The sequence below is a fragment of the Pseudomonas sp. AM4(2022) genome, from assembly GCF_036346515.1.
GTDB lineage: Bacteria > Pseudomonadota > Gammaproteobacteria > Pseudomonadales > Pseudomonadaceae > Aquipseudomonas > Aquipseudomonas paracarnis.
Map to the genome: position 1 here is coordinate 45,571 of NZ_JAOTNW010000015.1, position 19,486 is coordinate 65,056.

The following is a 19,486-nucleotide window of genomic DNA, read 5'->3' on the forward strand; positions in this document are numbered from 1 at the left end:
GATCATACATCCAAATGAGTGGAATCGGTTCGCGCTTAAGGCAGGAAAGAGAGCGACTTGGCCTGTCGCAGAAAGTTTTTGGAGAAATTGGAGGCGTTGAGGCGAACGCCCAAGGCAAATATGAAAGCGGTGGTCGTGCACCCAAGGCCGACTATTTGTCTCGCGTCGCCGAAAAAGGTGTGGATATCCTGTATGTGTTGACCGGCAGCCCAACGCCGATCCAGCTGGATAACCTGAGCAAGATCGAAGAAAAAGTGCTGGGCAATTACCGAGCGATGTTCAAGGAAGACCAGGAAGCGATCCGTCGCTTGACCAGTACCTTGGCTGAGCATTCATCCGTGGTGAACGGAAAAGCCAAGCCGCACGCCCAGGATTCCTGACCTTTAGCCCAGGAAACAGTGCTGTTCGCCAGCCGGCGAACAGCCGCAGCACGTTTAATCTCTATATATATGACACTTGCAACTAGGTCTGCGCCTTGGTTTTTTGCTAAGGTGTTCAGCAACCTATAAGACCATATCGCGAGGTGTCTGCTTGATTAGGGTGCTAGTAGTCGATGACCATGATCTCGTTCGTACAGGCATTACACGAATGCTGGCTGACATCGACGGCCTGCAAGTAGTCGGCCAGGCGGAGTCGGGGGAGGAATCCCTGATCAAGGCCCGAGAGTTGAAGCCCGATGTGGTGTTGATGGACGTCAAGATGCCTGGGATTGGCGGTCTTGGTGCCACGACCAAATTGTTGCGCAGCCATCCCGACATCAAGGTCGTGGTGGTCACGGTGTGTGAGGAAGACCCGTTCCCCACCCGTTTGCTGCAAGCCGGTGCCGCCGGCTACCTCACCAAGGGCGCGGGCCTGGCCGAGATGGTGCAAGCCATTCGCCTGGTCTTTGCCGGCCAACGTTACATCAGCCCGCAGATTGCCCAGCAATTGGCGATCAAGTCGTTCCAGCCCACCAGCGATTCGCCGTTTGATGCGCTGTCGGAGCGGGAAATCCAGATCGCCCTGATGATCGTCGGTTGCCAGAAGGTGCAGACCATCTCCGACAAGCTGTGCCTGTCGCCCAAGACCGTCAATACCTACCGTTATCGTATCTTCGAGAAGCTTGCCATCAGCAGTGATGTTGAATTGACCCTGCTCGCAGTGCGCCACGGCATGGTGGACGCCAGCGCCTGACATGACCACACCGTTTGATCCGAGTGCCTTTCTCTCCACCTGCAGTGGCCGCCCCGGCGTGTACCGCATGTTCGACAGCGAGGCGCGCCTGCTTTACGTGGGCAAAGCCAAGAACCTGAAGAACCGCCTGGCGAGCTATTTTCGCAAGACCGGCCTTGCGCCGAAAACCGCCGCCCTGGTGGCGCGTATCGCCCAGGTCGAAACCACCATCACCGCCAATGAAACCGAGGCGCTGCTGCTTGAGCAGACGCTGATCAAGGAATGGCGGCCGCCTTACAACATCCTGCTGCGTGACGATAAATCCTACCCTTACGTGTTTTTATCGGACGGCAACTTTCCGCGCCTGAGCATTCACCGCGGGGCAAAAAAGCAAAAGGGCAAGTACTTCGGGCCTTACCCCAGCGCCGGGGCAATTCGTGAAAGCCTGAGCCTGCTGCAAAAAACCTTTTTTGTGCGTCAGTGCGAAGACAGCTTCTACAAGAACCGCACCCGGCCGTGCCTGCAATACCAGATCAAGCGCTGCAAGGCGCCCTGCGTGGGCCTGGTGGAACCTTCGGAGTACGCCGAGGATGTGCGCCATTCGGTGATGTTCCTCGAGGGGCGCAGCAACGCGCTCACCGATGAGCTGTCCGGGGCCATGGAGCAGGCGGCCAGCACCCTGGATTTTGAAAAGGCTGCCGAGCTACGCGACCAGATCTCCCTGCTGCGCCGCGTCCAGGACCAGCAAAGCATGGAAGGCGGCACCGGTGACGTCGACGTGATCGCCGCGTTCGTCAACCCGGGCGGCGCCTGTGTGCACCTGATCAGCGTCCGTGGCGGGCGGGTGTTGGGGAGCAAGAACTTCTTTCCGCAGACCGGTATCGACGAAGACGTTGCAGAGGTGATGGCCGCGTTCCTTGGCCAATACTATGTCAGCAGCCCTGAGCGCGACCTGCCGACGGAGCTGATCGTCAACGTGGTGCATGAAGACTTCCCGACTTTGATCGAGGCCATCCACGAGCTGCGCGGCCGCGAGCTGGACATCAGCCACCGCGTACGCGGCACCCGTGCCCGCTGGCAGCAACTGGCCGTGACCAACGCCGAACAGGCCCTGGGTGCACGCCTGGCCAATCGACAGCACGTTGCCGCACGCTTCGACGCCCTGGCCGAAGTCCTCAACCTGGACGAGCCGCCCCAGCGCCTGGAGTGCTACGACATCAGCCATTCCAGCGGTGAGGCCACGGTGGCCTCCTGCGTGGTATTCGGGCCGGAAGGGCCGATCAAGGCCGACTATCGGCGCTACAACATCGAAGGTGTTACCGCAGGCGATGACTACGCCGCCATGCATCAGGCGCTCACGCGGCGTTTCAGCAAGCTGAAGGACGGGGAGGGCAAGTTGCCCGATATCCTGCTGGTAGACGGCGGCAAGGGCCAGTTGTCCATGGCCCGTGACGTGCTCAACGAACTGGCGGTGCCCGACCTGATCCTGCTCGGCGTCGCCAAGGGCACCACGCGCAAGGCCGGTTTCGAGACGTTGTACTTGAATGATGCCGCCCATGAGTTCACTTTGAAGGGCGACTCACCCGCACTGCACCTGATTCAACAAATCCGTGACGAAGCCCACCGTTTCGCCATTACCGGCCACCGCGCCCGCCGTGGCAAAACCCGGCGAACTTCAACCCTGGAAGGGGTGGCAGGGGTTGGCCCGACGCGGCGTCGCGACTTGCTTAAACATTTTGGTGGCTTGCAGGAGCTCTCCCGTGCCAGCATTGACGAGATAGCCAAAGCACCCGGTATCAGTAAAAAGCTCGCTGAATTGATTTATGCAAACCTGCACAGCGAATAGAATGCCTTCTCACCTCGTAGCCAGTTGTGCCGATGAATATCCCTAATCTGATCACCGTACTACGCGTCCTGCTTATCCCGATTTTCATTTTGTTGTTCTATTTGCCGTATGAATGGAGCTACGTCGCGTCCAGTTCGGTATTTGCCTTCGCAGCCGCCACCGACTGGCTTGATGGCTACCTGGCACGCCGCCTGGAACAGAGCACGCCCTTTGGCGCGTTCCTCGACCCCGTGGCCGACAAACTCATGGTTGCCGTCGCCCTGGTGCTGCTGGTGCAGGAACACGGCAACCTGTGGCTGACCCTGCCGGCCGCCGTCATCATTGGCCGCGAGATCGTCGTCTCGGCCCTGCGCGAATGGATGGCCGAAATCGGCGCCCGCGCCCACGTTGCCGTATCGAACATGGGCAAATGGAAAACCGCCGCGCAGATGCTCGCGCTGGTCATCCTGCTGGCCAACCCGTCGGACTTCTCGTTCTGGGTGCTTACCGGCTACGCCTTGCTGCTCGTTGCCGCTGGCCTGACCCTGTGGTCCATGCTGCAATATCTGCGTGCCGCCTGGCCCCATCTGCGAACCACCGTTGAAAAGAAATAAAACTTTTTTGAATCAAGGGGTTGACGGGTGCTGAGGATTCTATAGAATGCGCATCACCAAGCGGGAATAGCTCAGTTGGTAGAGCACGACCTTGCCAAGGTCGGGGTCGCGAGTTCGAGTCTCGTTTCCCGCTCCAAGCATTAAAGAAAAAGCCACTCTAACGAGTGGCTTTTTTTTGCCTGTGATTTACGGAATAGACGCTTAGGCGTCTTTTTTTGTGCGCAAAACCGTAGGGGACGCACTCAAGTTCGTATTGTTACTCGATCCGCTCAGTTCGCCTGGGTCGCCAGTCCAAACTACTGTCCTTTCAACTTCCCGACGCGCCTCGACGCCTTGGGAGGGCGTCACTTCTGGCACCGATAATCCTGAATTACGGTGGTTTCCAGGCGGTGGAATTGCCCCATCGTGCGGCACACGGATTTTTGTGCGCCTGCGCGTTCAGCGCGCGCATAGTCCCAAAATTGGCAGCGCCCCGTGGCAATTGTCAGGTGTTGTTTTGTTAGCCAGCCTCAGCGTAGGTCGCCTTAAGGCGGCCCAAATTTGACCGACTGGCAGCCGCTGGAGAGCAGCAGTTCGCCTTCATCGGCCTCAAACCCGACGACCTTCCTGTCCTGGTCGACGGTGATGGAAAGGGTGCCGCGATTCGGGTTACTGACGGTTGCCCAGTAGTTGGTGGGCACCATCACATTGCCCTGCCTTTCCGCGCTTTGTGCCACCACCTCATCGCTGTTGTAGAAAGTGTCGCGGTACCACTGCAACACCACATGCTGGTCGTCCGCGGTGCGATCCATTTTTTGGGGGGGGCCAAAGAAATTGATGGCGTCCTGCGCCGGGCGGCCTTTCCATTGGCTGCGCGCGTACATTTCCGGGACGGTGTCAAAACTGACGCAGCCGGTCTGCAGCAGCGCGAGGGCCAAGGCCAATGCGCCTGTGTATTTCAGTCGATCACTCATTATTCAAGCCGGCTATAACCACCCAAGCGGTTATCCGGCTCTGCCACGCCGTATGACGCGCCCAATGCTCACCCGAATGAGCTATGCGACATGGGAACTGGAACCGGTGAACGCGGCGTTTTTATACTCAGTGAACCCGCAGTGTGAAAGGGGCAAAAAACACATGGAGCTACACAAGGAGCAAGGAATGGGCTACGGGCAAGGGAAAGAAGCGCGCACAGGGCGACGATCAACGACGCTTCGCGCTGCCAGCGCGGAATGTTCCGGTGTGCGTCTGCGGGTAGTGCTGTCGAAGTGCAAGATCGCGCCAATGGATTTCGCGCTATTTCTGAAGATCAGCCCCCAGCAGCTGACCAATTGGTTTTCTCATGGTATCCCGCACTCGCAGCTCGATAAGTTAGCCAGGCTGTTGAGCGTTAATGCACAGTGGCTGGAAACAGGGGCTGGCGAGAAATTCCCGGCGACAAGCGAGTAGCGAAGCCCTGCGCGAGCACATGGCAGAGATCCCTCGACAGGCGGGGGCTCAAGGTCTGGTGGTTGATTGAGTTACGACGCGACGGTTCCCAATATCAGGTGGGTCGCCGTAGCGGCGATGCTCTGCGCGCGCATCGCCTCAATCGCCGCAGATGTGCCGGCGCACGTAGGGCAACGGATCGAGCAGATCCTGTCGGATCAGAGCGTCCACACAGCGGGAGAGCGTCAGGCCACCGAGGGCACTTGGCAAGGTGTCCAACCCCGCAGGTACTTCATCGTTCGCTGACCCATGAGGGTGTCACTTTTTATGGGTGAGGGTGTTCGCCTCACTGGTTTCCCTGACCGCAAACATTAGGCAGCGCACCGCTTCACGATCCTGTTCCGACAAGCAACGGTAGTAGTGGACCAGGCGCTCTTCCTCTCGGTTGAGTTGTCGGGGCCGCAGGGCTGTAACGATGGCGGTACGTAGTGAGGGAAAAAATGAGGTATTTAGCATGATCCAAGTTCTTCATGAGGTGAATGGAGACGTGGGCTTCTTGCCCAGAACAACTGAATACATAACGTTTATTTGTAGAAAAGGGCTCGTCATTTTTCGTGACTGTTGGGTATTTCAGATTGGGCCGTCGGAGGTGTTTGGAGAAGGTGTAGGAGCGATCTTTCAATGGAGGTGGAAAACACGCGATGGGGGGGACGCTACCGCGGATCGGGTCCTATGCAGTGCCTGAGAGGTCCCAGTGCTGGCTTTCGATCAGGTAGTCGCGAGCGGTTTTCATTGCTCAGGTGCAGCAAGCGGTCATAGGCGTCGCGCTGCCGTGACCCATTCCTCGACGTAACGGGCGTTAAATGATTCAGAGGCACAGATCGTCGACTACGTGCGCTCAGCGTCAAGTAACAATGGGTTGCCTCACCTTGCGACTTAACCCCGGTGTCTTGCCCGTAATGCGCTTGAATGCGCGACTGAAAGCGGCCTGGGATGTATAGCCCAAGCGCTGTGCTACCTCTTCGATCGGCAGCCTTTCGAGGGTCAGCCACTGGCTTGCAAGCCGCATTCGCAGTTCGGTGACATAGCGCAGCGGCGTCATGCCAATCGTCACCTGGAAGCGATCCGCGAAGGCTGAGCGTGAGGTATTGCATTGCTCTGCCAACTGCGCAACGGTCCAGTCGCGGCCCGGTTGTTGATGGAGCGCTAGCAGTGCACCGGCCAAGCGTGGATCGCGCAAGGCGGCGACCAGGCCAGAGGCATTACCGCAGGCGCACTCCACCCAGCCGCGAACGACCATGGCGGCCACCACGTCGGCCAACCGTGCGAGGATACCGGCGAAGCCCACACGTGCGGCGCTGACCTCGCGTTCCATGGTGGTCAGGATAGGCACCAGTCCGGGGTAGCGCTGGCCGCCGGCATCAATCAACATCAGGCCCGGCATCAGCTTGCCAAGGCCATGGATACTGCCCAGTTCAAACTCCATGCAACCACTGAACAAAATTGTGCCCGGCGTTGGGCTGGCATCGGTTGCGGTGTGCACCGCGCTCACGGCGTCACCGAGGGGGACGCTGTCTAGACGTTCGATGTCCTGAACAGGTGCGTCCGCATGGGAATACAGTTGATGGGCCGCGCCATGGGAGATGAACACGGCGTTGCCGGCAGACAGCGCGTAGGTGGTGCCGTCCGCCATTCGCAGTACCGCATTGCCGACGGCCATGAAGTGGAACCAGGCATGCCCAGGTTTTTCAGCGAAGCCCAAACCGAAAGTCGGACTCGTTTGTATACGCCGGTATTCGACGCCACGCAGGCGCATGCCGCGCAACAGTTCGTTGATGAGATCCGAGGAAAGAGCAAACTGTTCTGCAGACATTGTTCAGGTGTTTTAGTCAAAAAGTAGAGGTTTTTGATCATAGATCATCCAGCTTCCGGCGCCTAGACTGCGGCTCGCAATGAAAATTGGGAGATCCCTGCAATGACTGACTGTGTATGTAATGCCGTATCCAACCGTCATCCCGGCGCCTTCTCGGATGCAGAGCCTGCGGCCCCCGCGTGGATGGCCGTCTTCTCGTTGGCAATGGGAGTGTTCGGATTACTGACCGCGGAGTACCTTCCGGCCAGTTTGTTAACACTGATGGCGACTGATCTGGGCGTGTCCGAAGCACTGGCTGGCCAGGCGGTAACGGTGACAGCAGTGGTAGCGTTGTTCGCCGGTTTGTTGGTGCCAGGCCTGACCCGCGGCATCGATCGACGTTGGGTGTTGTTGGGGTTTTCCACGTTGATGGTGGCCTCCAATCTTTTGGTCGCCGTTTCCTCCAGCTTCGCGGTGCTGCTGTTGATGCGCATCTTGCTGGGGATTGCCCTTGGCGGGTTCTGGAGCATGGCTGCGGCCGTGGCGATGCGCTTGGTGCCGAGTGCACTGTTGCCTCGGGCGCTTTCGATCATTTTCAGCGGCATTGCTATCGGGACGGTCGTTGCCGTGCCGCTGGGCAGCTATCTGGGCGGGCTATACGGCTGGCGCAGCGCGTTCTTTGCAGCGGCGGCGGTAGGCATGGTGACCCTGGCGTTTCAGTCATTGACTTTGCCGCGCCTCGCGCCGCGCCAGCCGGCACGTTTGCGCACCGTTTTCGAAGTGTTGCAGCGCCCGGGCATCGCCATGGGGATGTTCGGTTGTGTGCTGGTGCATAGCGGTCACTTTGCGATGTTCACCTATGTTCGGCCATTCCTGGAAGGCACTACCGGCATCGGCCCGCAAGGGCTGTCGCTGATGTTGCTGGGGTTCGGTGTGGCGAACTTCGTCGGCACGCTGTTGGCCGGCAGGCTGTTGGAGCGTCACCCGCTGGCCACTCTGGTGTTAATGCCTGCGCTGGTCGGGGTTGCAGCACTGGCGTTGGTGCTGTTGCCACCCTCGTTGCCGGGGCAGGCGGTACTGCTGGCAATCTGGGGCTTGGCCTTTGGCGGTGTGCCGGTGGCGTGGTCGAACTGGGTCGCCAGCGCGGTACCTGATCAGGCGGAAAGCGCCGGGGGGATGGTGGTGGCATCTGTGCAGTCCGCCATCGCCACGGGCGCCGCCGCTGGCGGTGCAGTGTTCAGCCTCGGTGGCAGCGCAGGCGTATTCATAGCGGCAGCGGTGCTGATGCTGCTGGCTGCGTTGCTGATTGCGCTGCGTGTCCGGGTCCCTTCTGTCCATGGCGTTCGGGAGTCCAAGCCCGCGTTGCACCTTTGATTCGGATTTTCAAACCGCCTCGACCTTCTCTTGAGCCCCCGCAAAGGCGAGGGCTCAAGGTCTGATGTTGATTGAGTTAGCCTGCCGACCAGACTATTACCCATACCTATCTATCCCATCCAACGATGATTCACTCCCTAGGCTGGATGCTTCGACAGCTACCTTTGAAGAGTGACTTCATGCCTGAAAGCAATCCACTGCTACTGCCCTACGACCTGCCACCGTTCTCTGCCATCCGAGCAGAACACTTGGTGCCCGCCATTGAGCAGATCATCACTGAAAGTCGCAACACCACCGCCACGATCATTGCCAGCCAGACGCCATTCCCCACCTGGGACGATCTGGTGCAAGCAGTGGAAGAGTTGGAGACTCGCCTGGATGGCGTTCTCAACATTATTGTGCTGCTTGACTCCCACCCCCAAGGGCCGACATGGACGCTGGCATCACACCGCAGTTATCAGCTGGTAATGCAGTACAAAGCCGAGTTAGCCACGAACAACGACCTGTATCAGCTCCACCGACAACTTGCCAACAGCCCGATCGCGGCCCTTTTCAATGAACAACGCCAAAGCGCGCTGCGTAAAATATTGCGCAAGTACCATTTGGCTGGCCTTGATCTTTCTCCTGAGAAGCAGCTACGGCTGAAAGCGTTGAACCTGCAAATCGATCAACTCAGTCAGGAGTTCCTGCGCCGAGTGAGAGACTCCAGCGACGCATGGCGTAAGCCCATTCAAGACAAGGCGCTGCTCAGCGGATTGCCTGACGCAGCTCTGGCACGCATGGAGGTCGCGGCTCGGGACGCAGGCCTGGATGGCTGGTTATTAACCCTTTCCGAGCAATCCTTTGACGATGTGATGAGCTACGCCGACCATCGGGCCCTGCGCCAGGAAATGATGGTGGCGTACTACACTCGTGCCGTGGAGTCCGGCCCTGACGCCATTGCCACCGACAATGAGCTGGTTCTGACAGTGTTGCTCGACAGTCGTCACCAGAAAGCACAACTGCTGGGCTATGCCAACTTCGCCGAACTGGCGCTTGTGGAGCAAATGGCGGAGACGAGCGATGAGGTCACTGCATTTCTGCATCAACAGATTGATCAGGCACGCACGACATTTGCCCATGAGACGCAACAACTGCAACGCTATGCCGCGCAACGGGGGGTCAATGCTCTGGAAGCCTGGGATCACCGCTATTTCGCGGAAAAAATTCGCCAGGACATGGCTGGCGTTTCCCAGGACGCGCTGCGCAACTACTTCCCCTTGGAAACAGTGTTGCAACGCTTGTGCACGTTCACCCAAACCCTGTTCGGCGTTGAGTTGATCGAACAAACCACAGTCGATACCTGGCACCCCGATGTGCGGGTATTTGAACTCAGGGAGTACGCGGAGCCGATCGGACATTTGTTTATTGACCCTTATCGCCGCCTGGCGGGCGGCGCGATCGGCGTCGCCATGGGCTTGCGCAATCACCGGATGACCGCCGAGGGGCGTCCACAACGGCCCATCGCAGTGCTACGCAGCAAGTTGCCACGACCTACAGCGCCCCAGCCTTGCTTGCTGGACCATCTGCAATTGAGGGTCTTATTGCATGAGTTCGGTCACTGCCTGCAGCACCTGTTGACCGCCGCCCCCTACCGGGCGATTTCCGGTATGGACCAAATGAGCCATGACGCGGCGGAATTCTTTGGCCAAGTGCTGGAGCAGTTCTGCTTTACTCCGTCGTTCCTGACCTGGCTATCCGGCCATTTCCAGACGGGAGACTCCTTGCCTGACGATATGGCCAATCAAATGAGCCGATTTGTTCGCATCCAGACCAGCCAGGAGACCGCCAGTGTTTTGCTCACGGGCCTCGTCGACTTCGAATTGCACCGTACCTACGGCGACGGGCGTACACCTCATGAGGTTTTCACCCATGCCAACGTTGAAGTCGGGCATTTGCAGTGGCCGGATGGTGCCCGCCCGATCAACCGCTTCGAACAACCGATGGGCAGCTATGGGGCCAGAATGTATTCCTACAAGTGGTCCGGTGTCCTGGCCCGCCAGGCGTTTGAGCGGTTTGAGCGTGATGGCGTGTTCAACCCCGAGACCGGCAAAGCCTTCCGTGACGCGTTTATCACTGAGGGGGATACCCGTACGCTGTTGAGCTCACTTGCGCTTTTCCGGGGGGACGGCGCGGGATGTGTCGGGCATTCCACCGGGGCATGAAGCGCGGGTGCATATGTAGCCCCTGAGCTGAAACGTGGAGCGCCAGAGTGATCTTCAGTAGCCAGTCCGGCATGGAGAGCATTCAATGAGCACCGACACCCCACCGTATTTTTTCAGCGAAACCCAAACTGATCGTACGCAACTGAGCGAGCGCCAACGCACCCGCAACTTTACCCTCAAGGACCTTGACTGGTTCGATTCCGTTTACCTGGCCACCGATGCTTTGCGCCAGGCACAAAAAGCACCGATGCACGTCCAGACCCTGCAACTGAACGTGCTCGGTCAAGCGGCTATTGAGCTTGCAGGTGCATTCGTCATGAGCCCCGCCCCGGAAGGTGGGGTTATTCTCTATACGCCTGCTCGTGGTCTGGAAAAGCTGGCAAGCCATGAAGCACTCAAGACGCAACTGGTGTCGTGGCTCAAAGATGCGTCGCAGCGCCAAGCGTTGCTTGATTACCTTTCCATTGCCCAGCAAGTAACCCTAACGCCCACTGCGACCCTGACGATTACCACACATACTGTGGCCGGCGCTGTCTTCGAAGCACAACATACGACCCTCTCCAACAACCTGCTCGACAATGCCCGTTTGATGCGCGAGGAGCTGCTCAAACTGCCCAGTTTCACTTCGCTGCTGGATGAATACATATGCACTGAATTGGCGCAGTCTTTTACGGGTGTCGATCAGCACCACATCCAAGTGCAGAGTTATGTCATCGATGCATCCCGCAAATCAGGCAACTCTGATACGCCAACGCCCCGGCATACGACCACCCGCTCCTTGAGCGAAACCGTGCTCAGGTATTTCGTCGCCAATGGCTGGCCTGCCGGGGAGACCCGGCGCTATTACAACCCCCAGCAGCCTAATCAGGAAGCTGATGATCAGTTGCGTTGGGACGTATCAGTCCAAGGATTGGCCCGGGGCTTGAAAGCCTATATGAAGCAACAGCCCAAGATATTTTGGGCGCTGCCGGCCGCCGCAGGGTGCTCACGGCTACAACTTTTTACCCATGCCATGGCCAATGCCTTTTTCACGCTGGCGCTGGAGCAACAACAGCAAACTACGATGACGGTTGAGCAGCGTCTGCAACTACAGGCCTTGCCGCTCAAGGCTGCGCTGCCCGCGACAACGCTTGCGCCTGCGATCGATGTTGAAAAGGCACTGCTGAGTGGGCCTGAACAGGCCCCGGCCGAGCTGGCAGGCACACTCATCATCAGCAGTAACAAAAGCGACGATGGCTCGCCCTGGCTGCTCTATACCCCCCATCAGGGCCTGCAATCGTTTACCGAGCTGGGAACACTCAAAACCCACCTTCTTGAGGGGCTCAACCCCCGGCAGCATGCGGATGCCTGGAGAGCGCATCTATCCAGGCCGGAACGCTATGACGAAGTAGACCTGCTGGCTTGCGACGTCACCAAAGGCCCCATCACCGGGGTTATTTTCCAAAGCATCATGGAGGGCATCATTGAAAAACAAGGTCGCAACCTTGAATACGCCCTTGATCAGTATCGCCTTAGCCAGGGCACGATGGACCTCGGTGCCCTGGTTGATCATGTGCTGGATGTGCGTGGCATGATTGACCCGACATTACTGACCTTCGAACCCATGGGGCGTTGGAGTACCCAGTTGGCAGAGACCTGGACGGCGACGGTGTCTGAACCCAGGGTTCCACCAACACTGGCTGCAATGCGCACAACTGTGCATTTACTCGAAACCGTCAGCGCCGAAATCGAACAACACCTATCGTTTCGCCCCTCGCTGGAGCGTTCCGTTATCACCTATCTCAATACCAAACTGTACGCTATCAAGCAGCACCACTTGCAGGCTGCGTGCGTCTCGGTACGCCAATACAGCAGCCCTTCGAGTAACACTGGCAAGCCTGAACTGCTGTCATCGAGCAGTATGGTCGACTATTTTCTGGCGCGTTTATGTGGCGAAGCGGGCCCACTCATCGACCCGCTTAACACGCACGTCTACTCAACCGCTCCTGGCAAACCCGCCACCAAGGTCTCAGGTATGGACGCCGCTACCTTCAATACGCTGATCAACAGTGCAGTCGGTGGGTTTGAACAGTACCTGCGTAGAACCCACAGCGTGTCCCCCAACATGCAGCCCTTGCTGAGAAAGGCAATGGAGATGGGCTTGACAGGGGAAGTGCAAGTCAGGCTCTGGAACAACGCTTTATTGCCCCTCGACTACGAAGTGTTTTTGACCGTGTTAGGTATTTACGCCAGAGACTTGCGCACTGGCGTCAATGGGTTTCGCCCTGATGCGTTTTCTTTGCAGGTCGTACCGACTGGGCAGAGTACCCCGCTGGTACTCAATAATTGTTTCGTGCTGACCGAGCGCGGTGGGCTTGACCCTCAATATTGCGGTCGCACGCTGCTATGGACGCCCGTGTTGGGCCTGGAAAGTTTCCACTCATTGAGTCATTTCAAAGCAGAGCTGGACCGACGCCTGGCAATCCCGGACGAACGACAGGCTTTCCTGGCGAACCTGGCGCAACCGGATTGGGATTCACATCCGCGCTATGCACTCAGTTCCCTTGAACTGATCGAGGACAACCTCGTCGAGCACTTGCAACGAACCTATGCTCAACAAAAAGACCGTGAGCTGACGCACCTCCTGTCCATGAAACTGTCGGTCGAACAGTTGCGTAAGCTGTGGCAGGTTCAAGCCACACAAAACCTGGCGCCCACCAACCTGCAGCGTGCCATGGACATGGTTCAGGCCATGATCCTGCAACAGGGTTTGCAATGGTTGGGCAAAGCCAGTGCTGTCGATCAACAGCTCTATGTCGAATTGTTGGAGCAGTATCGAAACAATGTCACCGACAATCAGGATTACCTGCACGGGATCGACTCCCTGGCTCAGTTCACGCGCAAGAAACTCAGCACTTTACTGAAGGCGCTTGACGTTCAGGGCAGCGTCACACCTGATGACGTCGAAGTCGGGCTACCGGGGCAGGGCAGTACACCTGCCCGCAATCAGTCGCTGCTGGACTATGCCTTGAGTCATCAATCGTATTGGAACGATGAGGTGCCTCTCTTCGCCAGCACCGGTACAACGCCGTTGCCTGACACTCTGGATGCGCCGACGCTGAAAACGCGGATACAGGCGCTGAACATCAACGCGGCTTATCAAACTTACATCCAATCCGTATTGGGTTCTGCCAGTTCGGACTTTGCGCAACGCTCTACGCGATTCGCCAAGCAACTGCCGTGGCAACTGATGCAATACGCGCATGGCATGAGGTTGCAAGGCCAGCTTTCGTCGGTGGCCTTTGGGCTCATTCAACAGATCATGGACATGCCCGATGCGATCGCCCGTGCGACAGTGGTGGATGCCAACGCGATGATCCGCCCTTTGCAACTGCTGGTTGATGCAGGGAAGAAAACCATCAAGATCCCTGGGGTTTACCTGATCGGTCCCACCTCAGGTGAAGAGGGGCCTCTAGTCCTTTATGCCCCCTATAGCCCAGGCTACACCCTCAAGGAATACACGGTGGAGGCCGCACTGCGTGCTGAGTTGACAGCCTCTGGTGCCTTACAGCGTTGGGTTCGGCTGGTGGTCCCGGCCGTTGACCACGCGGCACTGACCAGCGCACTGGAGCAACCCCAAGCCAACACCACCCTCCAACTGGCATCCAATCCCATCACCGCGCCTTTGTTCAAACAGTTGTATACCGACAATGTCGAGCTGCTGACGACGCTGCTGGGCTGCCAAAAAACGGCCAGTGCAGGCACCGCCTGGGAGACGGCCAAGGCCGTGTTCTCTGAGGGTGTAAAGCAGGCCATCGTGTTTTTTGCTGGAAAACTGGCTTACCCCTTGGTGGTCTGGCAGAGCTTCAAGCTGTTCAAGGCTTCTGCCGAAGAGCTGCAAAGCCACCAATGGCATGAGGCGCTGGGGCATTTCATTGGCGGGGTCGCCTTGCTGGTCGGTTTGCGCGATTCCATGCCTCCCGTATCAGAGGGCGGCATGCCCCCGGCACCCGAGCCGATCCCGCCGCCTTCCACACCTGCGACCTCTGTGGTGTCCTGGCCCGCGCTGGACATTACCGCTGCTTCCCGCACCCGGCTCCAGCGTTTCGAAGTCCTTGAGCCGAGCTTGGCCAACCTGGTTAAAGACACTTCACTCAACCTTTACCTATCGGCCTCCAACCATTATTACGCGGCGGTGGCAGGGAAAGTGTTCGAAGTCATCAAGCATGGCCAGGGTTGGCGCGTCATCGGTGATGGCGAAGTCGGTCCTGAGGTACAGCGCAACCCTCGTCAACAGTGGATGCTCAGTAGCGCTGGCCCAGTGCTGACGGGGCGACGGGCACTTGCACGCTTACTTAATCGCTTCTACTCCGAGCCCTTTGCGCGCTCCAGTATGAATGTATTGGCCAGCGGGATGCGCGAGATACGAGCGCTTTACGCTCGGGAATCCTGGGTTATCACCGATGCACTTGCCTTGGCGACGTTTTATGCAAAGAACGCCCAGGAAAATTTGCGCCTGATCGCACAAACACCCCTTGCTGCACCTGAGCTCGTCAAACAGATCAAAGCGTTTTTCGGCTTGCCGACGCTCGAGGTCGAACACCTTGAAAAAATTCAGGCGATCATCGATACGATCTGCACTGCGTTGATGGAGCCCTCACTGACCTCCTCGGACTCAACGCGATTTGTCATTGGCCGTTCGCGGTTGCCGGCTCTTCAGGGCGGGCACACGTTGATGGCCTTTACGATTGTCCCTGACCCCCTTCAACTGGTGTACTTGACCGAGGTGTTTTTCAATCCAGGTCTGAAATACGGTCATTTGTTGATAAAACCGTTCTATGTCAGCGTCCATGCCCGTGCCACTACCCTCATTCACGAAATCACTCATCATGTATGTGAGACGTTGGACTTGGCTTACGTGCATTCCACCCATCCCTTTGATGACCTGATTGATCCACAAACCCCTGAGGGCCGTGACACTAAAATAACCCTGGAAAACCGCCATCTTTCAAGGCTGTCGCTCAGTACCCCGACCCATGAGTTGTTCCAGGTTGTCGATATTGCAACCGGCCTCAGAACAGACCCTACACAGGGCACGGCAACACAGCATGTGCTCGACAGGCTGCTCACCGTTACGGGCACCCAAACCCTCGCCGATGCCCGGCGAGTTTTCCGTACCGATCCGCTTAAACGCATCCTGACGGTACTTAACAACGCCGACTCCGTCGCCTACCTGGTTGCACAGCTGGGACGTCGAAAAGAGAGACCTGTTGGCCTGACCGGCTATCCGCCCTGATTCACAATGCGCATGGTTATAGCCTCGCAGTGCAGCCTGTTGCAAAAGGACCCGGTGCGAGATGCTGGCGCCAACGACGGCGCAGTGTTGAAGGCGATCTATGCCGATGTGACGCCGCGGCTGGATCACAAGCTGTTTCTGGGGCTACCGGCGAATGTGCGGTAGTCCTGCAACGTCGGTTCAGGGGGCAGCCGCTGGGTGTTCGGCTTGATGAGCGCTATTCAATTTTTAGGTAACCCTTGACGGTCCCCCGCGTCCCGCCCTCAATCGACCCCGGCTGTGCGAGTTGATGGCCATCTGACAGTCATCTGAAAAGGGACAAAGGACATGGGCGTTTTCGATTACAAGGGCATGAAGGGCGAGCACGCCAAGGCGCTGCTGAACAATGCCTTGGCTTTATCCGAGTACGCGTATGACTCCACTGGCCAACCCCTGGCAACCGGTGGCTGGGCGCCTATCGGTGCGCAGGCCTTGGGCGTGACGCAGCATGTGGACAAGCAAGGCACCTTCTGGGGCGAGACAGCCTTGGCCCCTTCGGCCAACGTCGAGATTCTGGGGCAGTACGATGGGCTTGGCAGGCTGATCGCCATGGGGATTGCCTTTCGTGGCACGTCCTTTGGCTTGACCTGGGATGGCGCGGGTGACGTGGCCAGCGACCTGGCAGCCGCTGCACTGCCCGGATACGCCGCCAATTACGCCAAGTTCGCCTTCAGCGCCTTGCTCGAAAACGTCGCTCGTTACGCCGCGAGCCAGGGCTTGAGCGGCAAGGATATCCTGGTCACCGGCCATAGCCTCGGCGCACTGGGGGCCAACAGCCTGGCCACCTTGAGCCACGATCATTGGGGCGGCTTCTATCAAGAAGCCAACTACGTGACCTTTGCCTCACCCACTCAACGCTCGGGTGATACCCAGGTGTTGAATATTGGCTATGAAAATGACCCGGTGTTCAAAGCCATTGATGGCAAAGGCATCAATACCTCGGCACTCTTCTGGGGTAACGACAGGGGCTGGGATTCGGCGGCCAACAACCTCGTCAGTTTTACCGATAATTACGCGTCGTTCTCGGCACATTTACCCAATAGTCTGAATTGGGGCGTTGCCAAAGCGCACTCCCTGGACGGTTACATCCAAGGGCTGGGGCGCATCGCGTCCTCCGAGTTCTACGACCTGACCAGCAAGGATTCGACCATCGTGGTCTCCAGCCTCACAGAGGCTGCGCGTGAAACCACCTGGGTAGAAGACCTGAACCGCTACGCTGAAAAACACACCGGCAACACCTTTATCCTCGGCACCGAGGGCAACGACCTGCTCAAGGGCGGAGCCGGCAATGACTTCCTGGAAGGCGGCGCCGGCAATGATCGTTTTCGCGATGACGGCGGCTACAACATCCTGCTGGGCGGGCAGGGCGATAACGTCTTCGAACTGCACAAGCCACTGGCCAGCTTCGGCTTTGCCAACGATGGCGATGGCACGCTTTACATCAACGACGCCTATGGCGGCATCAGTATGACCCGTGACATCGGTGCATTGGTGAGCCAAGAGCAGTCCTACATCATGTGGAATTCAATCCCCTGGGGCACCCACGACGTCACCTATAACGTAACCGGCCAAGGCCTGCTGGCCGGCACAGCCTTGACGCCCTACACGGCCTCTGCCAACGGCGATGCGCAGGACAATGTCCTCACCGCTCATGCTGCGGGGGAATGGTTGTTCGGTCTGGGCGGTGACGATCATTTGATCGGTGGGCAGGGCAATAATGTGTTCGTCGGCGGGGCGGGCAATGATCTGATGGTGTCGGGCGGTGGCAGCAACACTTTCCTGTTCAACGGCCTCTTTGGCAATGATCGGGTCGAGGGCTATCAGGCCAGCGATAAGCTGGTGTTCATGGGGATTCCTGACCTGGGCCAGCAATACGATTACCGCTCCCATGTCTCGATGTTCGAGGACAATGCGCTGTTGTCGTTTGGCGACAACTCGGTGACGTTGGTTGGCGTAAATATGACTCAGTTGAATGGGGCGGGGATCTACATCTCCTGAATATCCACACAACGGCTTGTTGAACCTGTGGCAAGCCGTCAGCCGACACATACCCACCTGACGCCCCGCGGTCCAAAAGGTGGGAGCTGGCTTGCCTGCGATGGCGGCCGTCAGGCCGCTACGGGAGCAAGCTCCCTCGCCACAGGTGCAGCGGATATCCACCGCGGGTTTGTCATCGAGCTCAAACCCGCTACCTCATAGCCTCCGGTTACTTGAGCGTTACGTCGAGCATCGGCGGGATGTAGCCGTAGTCATACTCGGCGACCACGAACGTTTGCTGCCCTTTGATCTTGATGCCCACCGTCGGTGCCTCGGTGCCGCCGATACGGATCTGCGTGCCGGTGTCGTCGGTCGGTACGCTGTCGATGAAGGAGGTCACCAGGCCGTTGGGCATGACGCAGTGCGAGTAGGTCTGGAACGGTTGAGAGGACGGGTTGCCCAGTACCAGACCAGAGCCGTTCAACGGCGCATACGGGCCGAACAGCGAATCGGCGACGAAGCCGTACACGCCGTCCGGGCCGGTTACACCGTCGGCGTAGGTGAAGGTGTGGCTGATGGTGAACAGGTAGTACTTGCCGTCCTGGAACACGAAGTGCGGGCGTTCGGTCTGGTCGTTGACGCCGACCGCGGTCAGCAGCGGTGGCAGCATTTCCCAGTCGTCGCCGTCTTCGTCGCGGGCCACGGCGATACCGACGCAGGCGGTCTGGAAGCGCGAGTTGCCGACGTCTTCATAGCCTGGCGGCACGTCGCCGATTTCGGCTTTACCGACCTTGTGCGAGCCGCGCTCGCCGGCCACGTTGCCCTCGAACAGCATGTACAGCTTGCCGTCTTTCGGGTCGCGGAATGGCCATGGATCGCGAAAGCCCCAGAAGGCATTTTGCGCTTCGGTCTGGTACATCTTGCCGTCCGCCTCGAACAGCGGCTTGACCTTCTCGAAGCCCACCAGGCTGACGCCATGCTCGGTGGTCACCACGCGGCCACGCACCTTGACGATGGTCGCGCCGGGCGTGACGGCGGTGTAGTACAGGTCCACTTCGCCTTGTTCGTTCAGCAGGATCGGTGTGCCGGCCCATTCGCGCACGGTGGGCGAAACCCCTTCAGCCATCACTCGGCCGCCGAGCTTCCAGTCTTTGCCAGTGCGGGAAAACCAGTAGTACATCTTTGCCCGGCCATGGCGATCGTTCCAGTCGCGGATGACGTCGTAGTTGCCATTCTGATCGAGGTATTGCGGGTCGTTCGGGTGGCGATCCGCAGTGAGGGTGAAGATCACCGACCACCCATCGACGGAGGTGATGTTGCCGTCGATATCACGCAGCGGCATGGTGTCCCAGATAAACACCTCGTCACTCAATACCGGGAAGTTCGCACTGACCAGCGGCTGGGTGGTGGTGGGGTCATCCGCATGCACTTTGAGCGCATCGGCGCGGGTCCACAGGCTGGGTTGATGGGGTGTTTTGCCAAATTTCGAAGGGGTGCTTTTCATAGTAAGTCTCGTCCATGAAGGGAATCAAAATACTGTATTCATATACAGTGATTTGACTTTAGAAGACTCGACCCCCGAGGTCAAGGCAAAAAATGCATTTGTGCATGATTTGGCTTTTTATAGGAGCTGAGACGTTTCAGCTTGTCTTGTTTGAAGAGGTTCGATCATTAAGTAGATCGGCGAAGTTGCCCGCATGATGGCGGCAAACCAAGCGCCAGGCAGAGAACCTAAAAATAATGAACCCTGCCCACACCTGCGCACCA

General features: G+C 58.3%; 13 protein-coding genes and 1 tRNA gene. 11 read left to right on the plus strand and 3 right to left on the minus strand.

Going from position 1 to position 19,486, the window contains the following annotated elements; all coding sequences use genetic code 11:
- Nucleotides 1-14 precede the first annotated feature (14 nt).
- From ODQ19_RS19885 to ODQ19_RS19905, 5 genes are all read left to right on the plus strand, one after another.
- Nucleotides 15-380: a helix-turn-helix domain-containing protein gene (locus ODQ19_RS19885; protein ID WP_116665593.1), complete on the plus strand. Its 366-nt coding sequence runs from the start codon at nt 15-17 to the stop codon at nt 378-380.
- Nucleotides 381-531: 151 nt separating this feature from the next.
- Nucleotides 532-1,173 carry a response regulator transcription factor GacA gene (gacA, locus tag ODQ19_RS19890; protein WP_003190387.1) on the plus strand — a complete coding sequence of 214 codons (642 nt, stop codon included), beginning with the start codon at nt 532-534 and terminating at the stop codon, nt 1,171-1,173.
- Nucleotide 1,174: 1 nt separating this feature from the next.
- The gene (uvrC, locus tag ODQ19_RS19895) at nt 1,175-2,998 is read left to right on the plus strand and encodes an excinuclease ABC subunit UvrC (RefSeq protein ID WP_330211026.1); all 1,824 of its coding nucleotides are present in this window, start codon (nt 1,175-1,177) and stop codon (nt 2,996-2,998) included.
- Nucleotides 2,999-3,030: 32 nt separating this feature from the next.
- On the plus strand, nt 3,031-3,591 hold the full coding sequence (gene pgsA / locus ODQ19_RS19900) for a CDP-diacylglycerol--glycerol-3-phosphate 3-phosphatidyltransferase (RefSeq protein ID WP_003190391.1): 561 nt from the start codon (nt 3,031-3,033) through the stop codon (nt 3,589-3,591).
- 60 nt (nt 3,592-3,651) lie between these two features.
- A tRNA-Gly gene (locus ODQ19_RS19905) sits at nt 3,652-3,727 on the plus strand.
- 388 nt (nt 3,728-4,115) lie between these two features.
- Here ODQ19_RS19905 and ODQ19_RS19910 read toward each other — a convergent pair.
- The gene (locus tag ODQ19_RS19910) at nt 4,116-4,544 is read right to left on the minus strand and encodes a hypothetical protein (protein ID WP_330211027.1); all 429 of its coding nucleotides are present in this window, start codon (nt 4,542-4,544) and stop codon (nt 4,116-4,118) included.
- Nucleotides 4,545-4,608: 64 nt separating this feature from the next.
- Here ODQ19_RS19910 and ODQ19_RS19915 point away from each other — a divergent pair, with 64 nt between their 5' ends.
- Nucleotides 4,609-5,019, plus strand: coding sequence for a helix-turn-helix transcriptional regulator (locus ODQ19_RS19915; protein WP_330211028.1), 411 nt, complete (start codon nt 4,609-4,611; stop codon nt 5,017-5,019).
- A gap of 883 nt (nt 5,020-5,902) precedes the next feature.
- On the opposite strand, the gene ODQ19_RS19920 is transcribed toward ODQ19_RS19915, so the two are convergent.
- On the minus strand, nt 5,903-6,871 hold the full coding sequence (locus tag ODQ19_RS19920; RefSeq protein WP_330211029.1) for an AraC family transcriptional regulator: 969 nt from the start codon (nt 6,869-6,871) through the stop codon (nt 5,903-5,905).
- Nucleotides 6,872-6,973: 102 nt separating this feature from the next.
- On the opposite strand from ODQ19_RS19920, the gene ODQ19_RS19925 reads away from it, so the two are divergent.
- The 5 genes from ODQ19_RS19925 (at nt 6,974) to ODQ19_RS19945 (ending at nt 17,740) form a co-directional block, all read left to right on the plus strand.
- Nucleotides 6,974-8,224, plus strand: coding sequence for an MFS transporter (locus ODQ19_RS19925; RefSeq protein ID WP_330211030.1), 1,251 nt, complete (start codon nt 6,974-6,976; stop codon nt 8,222-8,224).
- Nucleotides 8,225-8,403: 179 nt separating this feature from the next.
- Nucleotides 8,404-10,428, plus strand: coding sequence for a M3 family metallopeptidase (locus ODQ19_RS19930; protein WP_330211031.1), 2,025 nt, complete (start codon nt 8,404-8,406; stop codon nt 10,426-10,428).
- Nucleotides 10,429-10,513: 85 nt separating this feature from the next.
- Nucleotides 10,514-15,703 carry a dermonecrotic toxin domain-containing protein gene (locus ODQ19_RS19935; RefSeq protein ID WP_330211032.1) on the plus strand — a complete coding sequence of 1,730 codons (5,190 nt, stop codon included), beginning with the start codon at nt 10,514-10,516 and terminating at the stop codon, nt 15,701-15,703.
- A 6-nt stretch (nt 15,704-15,709) separates the two neighbouring features.
- On the plus strand, nt 15,710-15,868 hold the full coding sequence (locus tag ODQ19_RS19940) for a hypothetical protein (RefSeq protein ID WP_330211033.1): 159 nt from the start codon (nt 15,710-15,712) through the stop codon (nt 15,866-15,868).
- Between the two features lie 162 nt (nt 15,869-16,030).
- The gene (locus tag ODQ19_RS19945; protein ID WP_330211034.1) at nt 16,031-17,740 is read left to right on the plus strand and encodes a polyurethane esterase; all 1,710 of its coding nucleotides are present in this window, start codon (nt 16,031-16,033) and stop codon (nt 17,738-17,740) included.
- Nucleotides 17,741-17,948: 208 nt separating this feature from the next.
- On the opposite strand, the gene ODQ19_RS19950 is transcribed toward ODQ19_RS19945, so the two are convergent.
- Nucleotides 17,949-19,223 (minus strand): glycoside hydrolase family 68 protein, encoded by a 1,275-nt coding sequence (locus ODQ19_RS19950; protein WP_330211035.1) that lies wholly within the window; start codon nt 19,221-19,223, stop codon nt 17,949-17,951.
- Nucleotides 19,224-19,486 lie beyond the last annotated feature (263 nt).

What these genes read in the sequence shown, in the direction of transcription:
- ODQ19_RS19885 (WP_116665593.1), top strand. Translation starts at nt 15, where the DNA reads ATGAGTGGAATCGGTTCGCGCTTAAGGCAGGAAAGAGAGCGACTTGGC.
- uvrC (WP_330211026.1), top strand. Translation starts at nt 1,175, where the DNA reads ATGACCACACCGTTTGATCCGAGTGCCTTTCTCTCCACCTGCAGTGGC.
- pgsA (WP_003190391.1), top strand. Translation starts at nt 3,031, where the DNA reads ATGAATATCCCTAATCTGATCACCGTACTACGCGTCCTGCTTATCCCG.
- ODQ19_RS19910 (WP_330211027.1), bottom strand. Translation starts at nt 4,544, where the DNA reads ATGAGTGATCGACTGAAATACACAGGCGCATTGGCCTTGGCCCTCGCG.
- ODQ19_RS19915 (WP_330211028.1), top strand. Translation starts at nt 4,609, where the DNA reads ATGCTCACCCGAATGAGCTATGCGACATGGGAACTGGAACCGGTGAAC.
- ODQ19_RS19920 (WP_330211029.1), bottom strand. Translation starts at nt 6,871, where the DNA reads ATGTCTGCAGAACAGTTTGCTCTTTCCTCGGATCTCATCAACGAACTG.
- ODQ19_RS19925 (WP_330211030.1), top strand. Translation starts at nt 6,974, where the DNA reads ATGACTGACTGTGTATGTAATGCCGTATCCAACCGTCATCCCGGCGCC.
- ODQ19_RS19930 (WP_330211031.1), top strand. Translation starts at nt 8,404, where the DNA reads ATGCCTGAAAGCAATCCACTGCTACTGCCCTACGACCTGCCACCGTTC.
- ODQ19_RS19935 (WP_330211032.1), top strand. Translation starts at nt 10,514, where the DNA reads ATGAGCACCGACACCCCACCGTATTTTTTCAGCGAAACCCAAACTGAT.
- ODQ19_RS19940 (WP_330211033.1), top strand. Translation starts at nt 15,710, where the DNA reads ATGCGCATGGTTATAGCCTCGCAGTGCAGCCTGTTGCAAAAGGACCCG.
- ODQ19_RS19945 (WP_330211034.1), top strand. Translation starts at nt 16,031, where the DNA reads ATGGGCGTTTTCGATTACAAGGGCATGAAGGGCGAGCACGCCAAGGCG.
- ODQ19_RS19950 (WP_330211035.1), bottom strand. Translation starts at nt 19,223, where the DNA reads ATGAAAAGCACCCCTTCGAAATTTGGCAAAACACCCCATCAACCCAGC.